Origin of the sequence: Paenibacillus sp. NPDC058898 (genome assembly GCF_049316025.1) — a bacterium.
GTDB lineage: Bacteria > Bacillota > Bacilli > Paenibacillales > Paenibacillaceae > Paenibacillus_AQ.
This window is the reverse complement of record NZ_JBMOSM010000003.1, coordinates 739,113-751,120: the sequence shown is the minus strand read 5'-3', so window position 1 is coordinate 751,120 and position 12,008 is coordinate 739,113. Positions and strand designations below refer to the sequence as shown.

Below are 12,008 nucleotides of genomic sequence, written 5' to 3'. Positions count from 1 at the left end.
ATGATGTTGTGGTTGTCGTAGTAGACACCTTTCATCATAAGGAGGTGCTCGTTTAATTTCAAAGCCGAAATTTAAGAGCATACAGGAATGCTTTGTCCCCGAATTTCTTCCTTGACGAGAACCAATTCAAGAAATTGGGGACAACACCGATGGTAGGAACGATTCGTACGTGGAGCGTCTCACAACACATAAAGAGGAGAAACCTACCCTTTCCGGGTATCTCGGTACTCGGAAGGGGATTTTCCCATGATTTTTTTGAACAGTCGCGAGAAGTAGTAGGGGTCCTGGAAGCCGAAACGGTGGCTGATCTCCTTGACGCTCTGGCCGGTCAGGTCCAGATGCTGGCAGGCTCGCTGGATTTTGAGCCGCAGATAGTAATCGATCGGGGAGTAGCCCGTTGCTTCCTTGAACCGGAAAGTGAAGTGCGGAATGGATAGATTGGCGTTAACCGCCAGCTCCTTCAGGCTCACCTGTCCCTCCAGGTGCTCCGTCATAAACCGAAGCGTCTGCTCCATGTCATGCTTATTTTGCTGATCCAGCCCCCGCTGCGGTTGGAGCCGGGCGAGGCGGATCAGAGCCGCCAAGTGGCCGGCGAGCTGCGAGACATGGATGATATGGTTCAGCGTATAACCTTTTTGCAGCAGATCGTAACTTTCATGAAACAGCTCCACGATGCTCCTTGACTGATCGACCGGAAGGACGGCGGGTTCCGCCGAATGGCTAAAGCCCTCAAATAATAGGCCCGCATGCGTCCCCTTCATATGCCACCAGTAAATGCTCCAGGGATGAAACTCCGTTGATGCATATTCATGCGGCGTATCCGGCGGAATGACGACCGCCTGCCCCTTGAGCAGAGAATAGGTTTTGCCGCCGTTCAATCGGTACCAGCCTTCCCCCTCCACGCAGTAGATCAAGATGTACGCGCCGCTACCCTCCGGGCGTTCCCGGTAGTGATGAAGCGCACGCGGAAAGTATCCGATGTCAGTTACGTGCAGCGGTTCCACAAGCGGATGCCGGGCCGCCTCTTTCATAATATGATCCGGGAGGACAGTGATTTTCTGAGACGCGAATCCGTCTGATTTTCGTATGGTATCCATAGCTTTACTATGTATCGGGGCGGCAGTCTTGTCAACCTGATGGAAAACGAAATAATCAGAATATAATCCATCCTGAACATGATATCGTCAATGGCTCTGCGGGCAGGCGGGCTTATAAGATAGAGACATGAAGCAGCCAACGCTGATATTAATGGAGGGATGACGAATCATGACAAAACAGCTGCAAGTGAGCGTACGGGAAGAGACTGTGGAGATTCCCACGTATGAAGTGGGGAAGCCGGACCTGAACCCGATGTTTTTGGAGAAACGGGTGTATCAGGGGAGCTCGGGGCGTGTCTATCCGCTGCCGGTCATCGATAAAATTTATGATGAGAAAGTAGTAAAGCCCTACCGGATCATTTTCCTTGAAAATGAGTACGTGCAGATTCAGATCATGCCGCAGATTGGCGGCCGGATCTACCGGGCCATCGATAAAACCAACAACTATGATTTTGTATACCACAATCAAGTGATCAAGCCGGCTTTGGTTGGCCTTGCGGGTCCTTGGATCTCCGGGGGAATCGAGTTCAACTGGCCGCAGCATCACCGGCCAAACACCTATGGCGAAGTAGAGTGGAGACTTGAGGATCATCCGAATGGCAGCAAGACGGTATGGGTCGGCGAGATCGACCGGATGTACGGCACGAAGGTGTCTACCGGCTTCACGCTGTATCCGGGCAAGGCGTATCTGGAAATTCAGGCGCAGATGTACAATCGGACCTCGGAGCCGCAGACTTTTCTGTGGTGGGCGAATCCGGCCGTAGCGGTCAACGATCATACCCAATCCGTGTTTCCTCCGGACGTTCATGCGGTGTTCGATCATGGGAAACGGGACGTGTCCAAATTCCCGATCGCCACCGGCACGTATTATAAGCAGGACTATTCGGCGGGCGTCGATATTTCCATGTACCGCAACATTCCCGTGCCGACATCCTATATGGCCTATCATTCGGATTACGATTTCGTCGGCGGATATGACCATGGCTTGAAAGCGGGGATTCTGCATGTGGCCAATAAACATATATCTCCCGGCAAAAAACAGTGGACATGGGGTCACGGCGAATTCGGCCAAGCCTGGGATCGCAACCTGACCGACGAAGACGGCCCGTACATCGAGCTCATGACTGGCGTGTATACCGATAACCAGCCCGATTTCACCTGGCTGGCGCCGTACGAGGAGAAAAGCTTCAAGCAGTACTTCATGCCCTATAAAGACATCGGGCTGGTGAAGAATGCGTCCATTGACGCCGCGGTAAATCTCGAAGTTCACGACCATAAAGCCGTTGTCCATGTCTATGCCACCTCGGTTAGGGAAGGGGCTCGCATCCTGGTGACCGGAGCGGGACGCACCTATTTGGAACAGAAGGTCAAGCTGTCGCCGGCCGATGCCTTCCAGGCCGTGATCGAACTGGACCCCGATGTCAGAGAAAAAGATTTGCGGGTCGCGGTATTCGCTGCGGACGGCAAGGAGTTGGTCGCTTACCAGCCCAAGCCGCGTACCTTGGAGCGGACGCCGGACCCGGCCATGGAGATTGGCAAGCCGGAGGACCTGAAGAATACCGAAGCGCTGTTCTTAGCGGGACAGCATCTGGAGCAGTACCGGCACGCGACCTATGAACCGGAATCCTACTATATGGAAGGCCTTCGGCGCGATGCGGAAGACGCAAGACTGAACAATGCCTACGGTTTGCTGCTGCTGCGCAGAGGCTGCCTCACGGAGAGTGAAGCTTATTTCAAAAAAGCCATCGAAACCCTGACCCGCCACAACGCCCGGCCCTATGACAGCGAACCGTTCTATCATTTAGGCAAAGTCTTGAAATGGCAGGGCCGTTTGGATGAAGCGTACGCTTATCTGTACAAGTCGGTCTGGTCGGGGGCTTGGCAAGGCGCCGGATATCTTGCTTTGGCCCAGATTGCCTGCGAGAAGCGGGAATATGAGGAAGCGTTCGAGCTGACCGAACGATCCCTGGCTGCCCAGTATCGAAATTATAAGGCGCGGCATCTCAAGAGTTTCGTCTTAAGAAAGCTGGGACGCTTGGCGGATGCGGAGTCATGGCTTGAGGAAACGCTCAAGCTGGATCCCATGGATGCGGGCGCGATGAACGAGCTGGCAGCCGTATATCAAGAACAGAAGCAAGAGGATAAAAGCCGGCGGGCTTATGAATCGCTTGCCCAGCTCCTGCGCGATGATCCGCACAATTATATCGCCGTTGCGCAGGACTATGCGGATGCAGGCCAATATGGCGACGCTTTGGATGTGCTGCAGCGCATTGAACGCCGTGCGGGAGCTGTCGTCTATCCGATGGTTTATTACTACCAGGGCAGTACTCTAATGAAGATGAACCGGGCGGAAGAGGCATCCGCTTGCTACCGATTGGCCTCGGAGGCCGATCCGTCATACTGTTTCCCGAATTCCCTGCATGACTACGTGACGTTAACGCAGGCGCTCGACGTACAGCCGCAGGATGCGAAGGCGTTGTACTACTTAGGGAACCTGCTGTACGACAAGAAGCGCTACGATGAAGCCATAAGCAGCTGGGAAGCTTCGGTTGCTCTGGACGACCGCTTCGCTACGCCGCACCGGAATCTGGCGCTCGCTTTCTATAACAAGAGGCAGGATCACGACCAAGCATTGGCATCGCTGCAAAAAGCCTTCTCGCTGAATCCGGCGGACGCCAGGGTCTTCTACGAGCTGGACCAATTGTATAAAAAGCTCGGTCATGCTCCGGCTGATCGATTGAAAGCGATGGAGGAGCACATGGAGTTGGTCGAGCAGCGAGATGATTTATATCTGGAATATATGACGCTGCACAATACGCTGAATCGTTATGAGGAGGCATTGGCATTGATTCTCAAACGGAACTTTCACCCATGGGAAGGCGGCGAGGGCAAGGTTCCGGCCCAGTATGTGTTGGCCCGTGTGGAGCTGGCGAAGCAGCTGCTTCAGGAGCGTCGCTGCGAGGATGCCGTAGAGCAGCTGCTTGCTGCCAAACAATATCCGCCCAACATCAATGAAGGGAAGCTCACGGGAGCGCAGGAGAACAACATCGATTATTACCTGGGCTGCTCATACGAAGGGCTCGGCCGGTCTGATGAGGCGGAGGCCTACTTCCTGAAAGCTTCGGAGGGGCTGGATGAGCCGACCAGTGCGATGTATTACAACGATCAGCCGCCGCACATGATTTTTTATCAAGGGGCCGCGCTGCGGAGGCTGGGCCGAGAGAATGAAGCCCGCAGCCGGTTTAACAAGCTGATTGATTATGGGGAGAAGCATATATTCGAGCCTCAGAGCATCGATTACTTTGCCGTCTCGCTGCCGGACTTCCTGGTGTTTGATGAAGATCTGGACCGAAGAAACGAAATTCATTGCCGTTATATGATGGGGCTTGGGCATCTTGGCCTCGGTGACCGGCAGTCCGCGGAGAACCTGTTCCGCGAAGTGCTGCAGCTGGAGTCTCACCATCAAGGAGCTGCGTTGCATTTGGCGCTTTGCAAGACGTTGATGTAAAAGATTTACACTTTATTCTCAAGGGCTGTTATGAACGGTCCTTGAGCATTTGTGCATTCTGTGTGTTGCGTTGACTACAACGGAGGAGATGACGATGATGATGATCTGGAGCAAAGGGATGCTGGATGGATATGAGGTTTGGACCGGGTGCACGGAGGTGATGGAGATGGTCCTGGTGCCTGAACTCGGAAGCAGGGTCATCTCGCTTCGCAATCGAAAGACTGGCCGGGAATGGCTGGCGCAGCCTGCTGGAGATCTGGAAACGAACGGGTATGCAAGCTCCTTTGGACAGCGGGACGGCAGCGGCTGGGACGAAATGTTTCCAACGATCAATGACTGCCGGTATCCTGCGTATCCATGGGAAGGAACGGAGCTGCCGGATCATGGCGAGGTATGGTCCATTCCATGGAAGGCGCACAGCGAGGAAGAACTGCTTCACTGCAGCGTGCAGGGAATCCGAATTCCTTATCAGCTGCGCAAAACCTATTCTTTCCCCCGTGAAGATACCTTACGGATCGATTATGCCGTTCATAATCCGAGTCCGTTCCCGTTCTGTTTCCTGTGGGCCGCGCATCCGTTGTTTCAGATCGATGAAGGCGCAGAGATTATTGTTCCCAACGAGCTGAGGGAGATCATCGTATCGTACTCGGCGAACGGTCGATTGGGAGAATTCGGCGATATTCGGAAATGGCCGCAGCCATGGGATGAAAAGCCCCATATCCGCTTGAATCGAACCGAGAGCAAGCTTGAAGCATCGGCGGAGAAGTTTTATTTTGCAGGCGAGCTGCCGGATGGGCAAGCTTCCATTTACGATCCGGTTGCGGGAGAAGGACTCCGCATGACGTTTCCTAAAGAGCAGGTGCCTTATTTAGGGATATGGGCGAATTACGGCGGCTATCAGGGACAGTATCATCTTGCGCTGGAACCAGCGACGGGGCTGCTCGATGATCTCTCGCATGCCATGCATCGTCAGGTAGCGGCCGAAGTGCCGGCCGGCGGCACGTATACGTGGTACCTTGAGATTAGCTGGATCGACGGACAGAAGAACAAAGGGTAGTCTTCTTGATCGGCAGTGGATCGACAACGCTTAAGCATAAGCCAATTCACGAATGCGCTGGTTGGGATTGTCCGTAAATAGTCCCCCATGATAACAGATCACCTTATGGATGTCATAATGGGTGAGCTTTTGCAACGAAAGCTTGGCTGACTCCATGTCATATGTAGTTGCCGGATCCGGCCCGACCAACCGTCCATTGATCACGTTCAGGGCATCTGCGGCAATCAGGGTTTTGCTCGGCATATGATATAAGCTGGTATGGCCCGGGGTGTGGCCCGGCGTATGGATCACGATGATACCGCCGCCAAACGGCAGTTCCTCGCCGTCGCGCAAAATGCTGTTCACTGGGGCTGTGGGAGGATTCTCCAGCGTTTGCTTAAACGCATTCCTCCACTCCGGCGGAACGTGATCCGGCATCGAAGCCAGCGCTTGTGTAATGGCCTCGGGCGATAATTTGACAAGCCTTGTATCTCCTTCGATATAAGGCTTTTCAATTTCGCTGGCGAACACTTCCGGGGCGTGGTTGCTGTGCTGGATCATGGCCGGCAAACTGCCGATATGATCCAAATCCTGGTGTGTTATAATAATTTTGCTTACATCTTGGACGGAAACCCCGATGTCCGATAGCTGCTCCTGAATAATCGGGAACTGGCCGGGATAGCCGGTATCGATAAGCACCCGGTTCTGATGATCCCATATGAATGTTGGATGGATCGTTTCGATTCGTCCCATCATGGCTGCGGAAATTTCCAGCATGGCAATGCCTTGATCGATTTGCATGTTACATACCTCCACGTATAAAGGGTTCTTCCCGTGTTTATCTTTCCGGGAGAGATGAGTAGAAGTAGATTATCAAATCAGCAAACTCATGTAAATGGTAAAATATTATATCATAACACAAAAATAATTATTTATCAATATTTAATTCATTGATCAAAACCTCTTTAATATATGAAATGTCCGGCTCGGTATACATAGCTTGACTTCAAGACGTAGACTGCTCACAAGGCTGGATCTCATCTCGCTATTGAGGAATATGTAATTGCTGGTATAATCCTTGAAAAGAGGAAAAGAGAGACGAAGTAGAGAAGGAGAGGGATCAGCAATGAACACGACGATTGAACTGAATAACGTAACCTGGCAACGGGAGCAGAAGACCGTTCTTGCAGGCGTGGATTGGACCGTACAGCAAGGAGAGCATTGGGCGGTTCTTGGGCTGAACGGCTCCGGAAAGACAACCATTTTGAATATGATTAACGGTTATATCTGGCCGACCAGCGGTACGGTTTCGGTGCTCGGGCATCGTTTTGGCAGGGTGGATTTAAGAGAATTGCGTAAATCGATAGGCTGGGTCAGCTCCTCGTTGCAGGAAAGAATCCGTCCGAATGAGTCCACGCTGGATGTCGTGATCAGCGGCAAACACGCTTCGATTGGCTTGTATCAGAAGGTGGATGAAGCAGATCGGGAACAGGCTGAGCAGCTTATGAAGGATTTCAATTGCATTCATCTGCTGGGTCGTACATATGAAACCTGTTCGCAAGGGGAGAAGCAGAAGCTGCTGATCGCTAGGGCGCTTATGGCTTCTCCAAGGCTGTTGATACTGGATGAGGCCTGTAACGGACTGGATTTTCTGTCGAGGGAAGCGCTGCTGTCCAGCATTACGGCACTGGCTTCAAAGCCCGATGCGCCGACCCTGCTATTCGTTACGCACCATATCGAAGAAATACTGCCGATCTTCTCGCACTCGTTGCTCATCCGCCGGGGCACAGTATTCGGACAGGGGAGCTCCAAGGATATGCTGACAAGCGGGAATTTGACCTCGTTTTTTGAGACGCCGGTTGAGGTGAGTTGGCAGAACGATCGCGCCTGGATGTCCATTCCGGATTTAAAATGAAGGCTCAAGGCTCGCGAGATATTCATGTCTTAGGAGAGTGACCATTGTGCCAAGGCGAATCATAGCGAATCGAAGGCTGTTCAATCAAGGAATAACAGGTATGAAGCCTGAGAGTCCAGAGCAAGTCGTAAGAGGGCTCGGCGCTGTGCAGGCCCAGGATTTTCATCAAGCGGTATGGGGAATCGGTCTCCGTACACATTCTGCCAGGCTGTCCGATGTGGAGCAGGCCATGATCGATCGCAAGATCGTGCTGACCTGGCCGATGCGAGGGACGATATTCTTCGTGCCTGCGGAGGATGCCAAGTGGATGCTGAAGCTGACGGCATCGCGCTTTCACACGCATGATAAGAAGAAGCAGGCCGAACTTGAGCTTGACGAAGGTACGCTCCATCGATGCCGCACGATCATTCGCAACGCGCTGAGCGGCTGTACCTGCGTATCCCGTCCCAGACTGATGGAGCTGCTGGAGGAAGCGGGGATCAGCACCAAGAATGGCCGCGGTTATTTCATTCTCGGATATTTGGGACGGACAGGCATGATCTGTTTCGGCCCGCATGAAGGTAAACAGCAGAGTTTCGTGCTGCTGGATGAATGGGTCCCGAATTCGAGGGAGCTAACGCTTGAAGAATCGCTGGCGGAGCTGGCGCTTCGTTATTTTACAGGCCACGGGCCCGCTACGATTCAGGATTTTGCGTGGTGGGTCGGATTAACGCTGACAGAAGCTAAACGAGGCTTTGAGGCCGTAAAATCAAACCTTCGTTTAGATTTTGTCAACGGCACGGAATACTGGAGCTCTGTTACAACACCGGCCGTGTCCACTGATACGGATTCGGTGGTTCTGCTTCCGGGTTTTGATGAATACTACTTGGGTTACAAGGACCGGGGCGCGATCATAGAGACAGAGCACGATGCGAAGATCTCTCCCCATCGCAACGGGGTATTTCAACCCATGATGGTGGCAGGCGGCGAAGTGGTCGGTGTCTGGAAGCGGGAAATCAAGCGCAGCGGCATCGAAATCACATTTAGTCCGTTTTTGCCAAGGAATGATCGAGAAGAGGAGTTTATGGAAGCTGCCAAGCAGTATAGCGATTTCATGGGAATGCCGAATGCACGAATAGAATGGAACCAAGCTCTCTAAGCTTATTGGCTGAGAGGAGCTCTTAGGAGGAATAGTATATGGAGTCAATCATGAAGCTGGAAGCATTGATTACCGAAATGACAGAGATTGTAACGGCGACTAATGAGGTGGAGTTCAATCTGAAGCTTGCGCCCGATAAATGGTCCAAGAAGGAGATCCTGGGTCACCTTTGTGATTCAGCGGTAAATAACCATATCCGGTTTGTAAAAATTTTGCTGTCCGATTATCCGATTGCCATTCAGGGGTACGCGCAGAATGATTGGGTTCGGGTGAACAATTACCAGGATCAATATGATCAATCGGAAGTGTTGTCACTGTGGCAGCAGATGAACCGGATGATTCTGCGTGTCATGCAAAAAGCCGATTCGTCTGATTTCCAGAAAAAATGTGTGCTGCCCGATAAAAAGGAAGTCACTTTGGAGTGGTTATTTAACGATTATGTCGATCATATGATCCATCACCTGGAGCAAATCGAGCTGTGATTACAGCATTGACATTTGGTATAGAACAGGAAACGAAAGGTGCTCCAATATGTTCAAAGTTTTGAATCTTGCGATTCGATTTATTCTGGAATTGATTCTATTATTTTCGATAGGTTACTGGGGCTTCCATTATGGCTCCGGGCTCATGGCACAGGTTGCACTCGGTATTGGGCTTCCACTGCTTGCAGCCGTCATCTGGGGCATGACCCTCTCTCCGAAAGCAAGGATCAAGCTGCCGCTTGCCGTGGTGTTGCTTATCGAATTTCTTATATTTGCAACGGTGGTGGCATGCCAGGTATCCTCGGGCTTTATAACGTTTGCCATTGTGTTTGCATTTGTGGCTCTGGTGAACCGCCTCATCGTCATAAAATGGAGAATGCAGCCGTAGAGCGTATAGTGCAGATTTACATGGAGATGTACCTAGTGGGAGGTGGATGATACGGCTACCATCGGCCTTATTAGACACGGAATAACGGATTGGAATGTTCAGAATAGGGCTCAGGGACGGAGCGATATTCCTCTTAATGCTGCACGGAGCATTTATAAATCCTCTAAAAAGGCTGCCTTCGTCTGATAATCAGATGGAGGCGGTCTTTTTGCATTGGATTCAGGTTTAATTTAAAAGACGAATTAAAGTCAAGTCCTTTAGTCGTTCAGGGTGATATGATGATTGTAAGAAAAGCCTATGTTCCGGCTGCTGATATCTCTCAGTAACGTAGCGAATGGAAATGCCAGTGTGATCATCTAAAATCCTGCAGGTAAAGGAGAATGAACTTATGACTTTGAAGATCGGTATGATTGGTTTGGATACATCGCATGTCTCCATTTTCTCGAAAATGCTGCATGACAAGGCACATCCCTATTACGTTCCAGGCGCAAGAGTTACAGCGGCATTTCCCGGAGGATCACCGGACTTCGAGCTTAGTATAAGCCGGGTGGACGGGTATACCAAGGAACTTGTTGCGTGGGGAACCGAAATATTGGATTCTCCGGGAGACGTGGCCAAACAGGTCGATGCCGTCATGCTCGAAGCGGTCGACGGAAGGTCGCATCTGTCCTTGTTTCGCTCGATTGCTCCTCATTGCCAAATGGTATTTATTGATAAGCCGTTTGCGGTGAGCAGTAAGGACGCAATAGAAATTGCCGAACTGGCGGAGCAGTTTCAGGTTACCGTTATGAGCAGCTCGTCACTTCGATATGCGCAAGGACTTCAGGATGAACTGGCTTGCGGCGGTGTAGATGATATCATTGGCGTGGACTGCGCCGGACCGCTTCCCCTTCAACCTACGCAGCCAGGATTTTTCTGGTATGGAATCCACGCGGCGGAGCTGCTTTACCGCGTTTTCGGACCTGGATGCGTAAGTGTACATGTCGCCACGACGGAGTTGCATGAGGTATTAACAGCGGTTTGGAATGATGGGAGAATCGGGACGATTCGGGGCAATCGTGCAGGTAATGATCGCTTTGGGATGACCATTCATCGCACGGAGGCTAGCAGTTTTGTAGACATTATGGCGCATCCGAAACCCTATTATGCGAGTCTGCTGGAACAGATCATGAAGATGTTCTCGACAGGTGTCTCGGATGTTCCTTTATCTGAGACGCTGGAGATCATTCGTTTTCTGGAGGCTGCAAATGTCTCTCGCGAAACGGGAGAAACCGTGAGACTGGATGATAACGATCTAACAGGAAGTTAAGTGACGTATCGAATCGAACTTTTATTGAGGGATAAGGTTATCTGGGAGGTCGATGTGACTCGCCTCGCCCGATAGCCTTTTTGACCTGCAATTATACATAATATTCCCATTTTGACTTCGTTAATTGTATGATAGACAGATCAAGAAAATTCAGCAGCTATTCATTAGCCGTGTGGAGAGGTGGTTTTTATGACGTATCATATTCGGGTGAGACCGACAGCATTGGTTTTTCAAAATGAGCATGTGTTATTGGTCGAGTATGTAGATGAGAACGGAATGCATTACAATTTGCCTGGAGGCGGGGCCGAGCCAGGAGAGTCGATTATAGAGGGCGCTTTGAGAGAATTGTACGAGGAAACCACGCTGGAAGCAGAGGCTGGACCTGTCGCATTTGTGTACGACAATGCTCCTCATAAGCAGCCAGGAAATAACATAACGGACATTCACACGCTATACATCGTGTTTGAATGTTATCCACATGAAGGATCATCCCCGAAACTTCCGGCTGCGCCAGATCCGAATCAAACCGATGTGAAGTGGATTCCGCTCGAGCAGCTGGACGACATTATTTTGTATCCGAATATTAAGAAGCACATTAAACAGTATGCACAGGAACGCAGAAATATTGAAATAATCGAAGATTACGTATTGGATAAATATGTTTGAATTCATTTTCACAGGAGACCTCAATGAAATCGCATTATAAAATGATCGCCTTGATCCTCCTCATTGGATACACCATGTTGCTAACTTACTGGATGATCTGGGGATTCGGGAGGACAACACAATCGGAATTCAGTTATAATCTGGTGCCATTTTCGACGATGGCAAACTATTTCCCCATTCGCAGCTTGGCTTCATTGATCAATATCGTTGGGAATATCGCTGTGTTTGTGCCTTTCGGGGTGTTGATTCCAGTTGTATTTCGAATTCGATACGTTAAGATGTTGGGTTTCTTTTTAGTCGGGTTATTCGTGCTCGAAATGGCACAGCTGATCTCCCGGCGGGGAAGCCTGGATGTGGACGATTTTATTTTGAACTCGGTAGGTGTTACGATTGGTTATGGTTTGCTTGGGGTCATTATGAAATCGAGGAGCAGATAACCGTAACCGCATATTTCGATCATACATAAAAT

Annotated in this window: 11 protein-coding genes and 1 pseudogene; 10 read left to right on the top strand and 2 right to left on the bottom strand. The window is 50.9% G+C overall.

Features of this window, described 5'->3' with window-relative positions:
- Positions 1-203: 203 nt before the first annotated feature.
- Positions 204-1,097 carry an AraC family transcriptional regulator gene (locus tag ACOZB4_RS11935; protein ID WP_379414806.1) on the bottom strand — a complete coding sequence of 298 codons (894 nt, stop codon included), beginning with the start codon at positions 1,095-1,097 and terminating at the stop codon, positions 204-206.
- Between the two features lie 169 nt (positions 1,098-1,266).
- On the opposite strand from ACOZB4_RS11935, the gene ACOZB4_RS11930 reads away from it, so the two are divergent.
- Both ACOZB4_RS11930 and ACOZB4_RS11925 read left to right on the top strand, forming a co-directional pair.
- Positions 1,267-4,605, top strand: coding sequence for a DUF5107 domain-containing protein (locus tag ACOZB4_RS11930; protein WP_379414808.1), 3,339 nt, complete (start codon positions 1,267-1,269; stop codon positions 4,603-4,605).
- 100 nt (positions 4,606-4,705) lie between these two features.
- Entirely contained in the window at positions 4,706-5,662 is a 957-nt protein-coding gene (locus ACOZB4_RS11925) for a hypothetical protein (protein WP_379414968.1), read from the top strand.
- A 30-nt stretch (positions 5,663-5,692) separates the two neighbouring features.
- On the opposite strand, the gene ACOZB4_RS11920 is transcribed toward ACOZB4_RS11925, so the two are convergent.
- Positions 5,693-6,442, bottom strand: coding sequence for an MBL fold metallo-hydrolase (locus tag ACOZB4_RS11920; protein WP_379414811.1), 750 nt, complete (start codon positions 6,440-6,442; stop codon positions 5,693-5,695).
- Positions 6,443-6,767: 325 nt separating this feature from the next.
- Between ACOZB4_RS11920 and ACOZB4_RS11915 the strand changes: the two genes are divergently transcribed.
- The 8 genes and pseudogenes from ACOZB4_RS11915 to ACOZB4_RS11880 all read left to right on the top strand — a co-directional run bounded on the left by ACOZB4_RS11915 (position 6,768) and on the right by ACOZB4_RS11880 (position 11,976).
- Positions 6,768-7,556 carry an ABC transporter ATP-binding protein gene (locus tag ACOZB4_RS11915; RefSeq protein ID WP_076325161.1) on the top strand — a complete coding sequence of 263 codons (789 nt, stop codon included), beginning with the start codon at positions 6,768-6,770 and terminating at the stop codon, positions 7,554-7,556.
- A gap of 100 nt (positions 7,557-7,656) precedes the next feature.
- Entirely contained in the window at positions 7,657-8,694 is a 1,038-nt protein-coding gene (locus tag ACOZB4_RS11910; protein WP_422759541.1) for a winged helix DNA-binding domain-containing protein, read from the top strand.
- Positions 8,695-8,732: 38 nt separating this feature from the next.
- Positions 8,733-9,176, top strand: coding sequence for a DinB family protein (locus ACOZB4_RS11905; protein ID WP_076325159.1), 444 nt, complete (start codon positions 8,733-8,735; stop codon positions 9,174-9,176).
- A 49-nt stretch (positions 9,177-9,225) separates the two neighbouring features.
- Positions 9,226-9,564: a YrdB family protein gene (locus ACOZB4_RS11900; RefSeq protein WP_379414817.1), complete on the top strand. Its 339-nt coding sequence runs from the start codon at positions 9,226-9,228 to the stop codon at positions 9,562-9,564.
- 42 nt (positions 9,565-9,606) lie between these two features.
- Positions 9,607-9,702: pseudogene (locus ACOZB4_RS11895) on the top strand (histidine phosphatase family protein); the annotation flags it as partial.
- 250 nt (positions 9,703-9,952) lie between these two features.
- Positions 9,953-10,873 (top strand): Gfo/Idh/MocA family protein, encoded by a 921-nt coding sequence (locus ACOZB4_RS11890; protein ID WP_379414820.1) that lies wholly within the window; start codon positions 9,953-9,955, stop codon positions 10,871-10,873.
- Positions 10,874-11,062: 189 nt separating this feature from the next.
- Complete coding sequence (locus tag ACOZB4_RS11885; protein WP_339290978.1) at positions 11,063-11,539, top strand: NUDIX domain-containing protein; 477 nt, start codon at positions 11,063-11,065, stop codon at positions 11,537-11,539.
- A gap of 23 nt (positions 11,540-11,562) precedes the next feature.
- Positions 11,563-11,976 (top strand): VanZ family protein, encoded by a 414-nt coding sequence (locus ACOZB4_RS11880; protein WP_379414823.1) that lies wholly within the window; start codon positions 11,563-11,565, stop codon positions 11,974-11,976.
- Positions 11,977-12,008: the final 32 nt, after the last annotated feature.

Bases quoted from the DNA above. Each gene is read 5' to 3' on its own strand.
- ACOZB4_RS11890 (WP_379414820.1), top strand. From the start codon at position 9,953: ATGACTTTGAAGATCGGTATGATTGGTTTGGATACATCGCATGTCTCC.
- ACOZB4_RS11920 (WP_379414811.1), bottom strand. From the start codon at position 6,442: ATGCAAATCGATCAAGGCATTGCCATGCTGGAAATTTCCGCAGCCATG.
- ACOZB4_RS11925 (WP_379414968.1), top strand. From the start codon at position 4,706: ATGATCTGGAGCAAAGGGATGCTGGATGGATATGAGGTTTGGACCGGG.
- ACOZB4_RS11910 (WP_422759541.1), top strand. From the start codon at position 7,657: ATGAAGCCTGAGAGTCCAGAGCAAGTCGTAAGAGGGCTCGGCGCTGTG.
- ACOZB4_RS11905 (WP_076325159.1), top strand. From the start codon at position 8,733: ATGGAGTCAATCATGAAGCTGGAAGCATTGATTACCGAAATGACAGAG.
- ACOZB4_RS11915 (WP_076325161.1), top strand. From the start codon at position 6,768: ATGAACACGACGATTGAACTGAATAACGTAACCTGGCAACGGGAGCAG.
- ACOZB4_RS11930 (WP_379414808.1), top strand. From the start codon at position 1,267: ATGACAAAACAGCTGCAAGTGAGCGTACGGGAAGAGACTGTGGAGATT.
- ACOZB4_RS11935 (WP_379414806.1), bottom strand. From the start codon at position 1,097: ATGGATACCATACGAAAATCAGACGGATTCGCGTCTCAGAAAATCACT.
- ACOZB4_RS11880 (WP_379414823.1), top strand. From the start codon at position 11,563: ATGAAATCGCATTATAAAATGATCGCCTTGATCCTCCTCATTGGATAC.
- ACOZB4_RS11900 (WP_379414817.1), top strand. From the start codon at position 9,226: ATGTTCAAAGTTTTGAATCTTGCGATTCGATTTATTCTGGAATTGATT.
- ACOZB4_RS11885 (WP_339290978.1), top strand. From the start codon at position 11,063: ATGACGTATCATATTCGGGTGAGACCGACAGCATTGGTTTTTCAAAAT.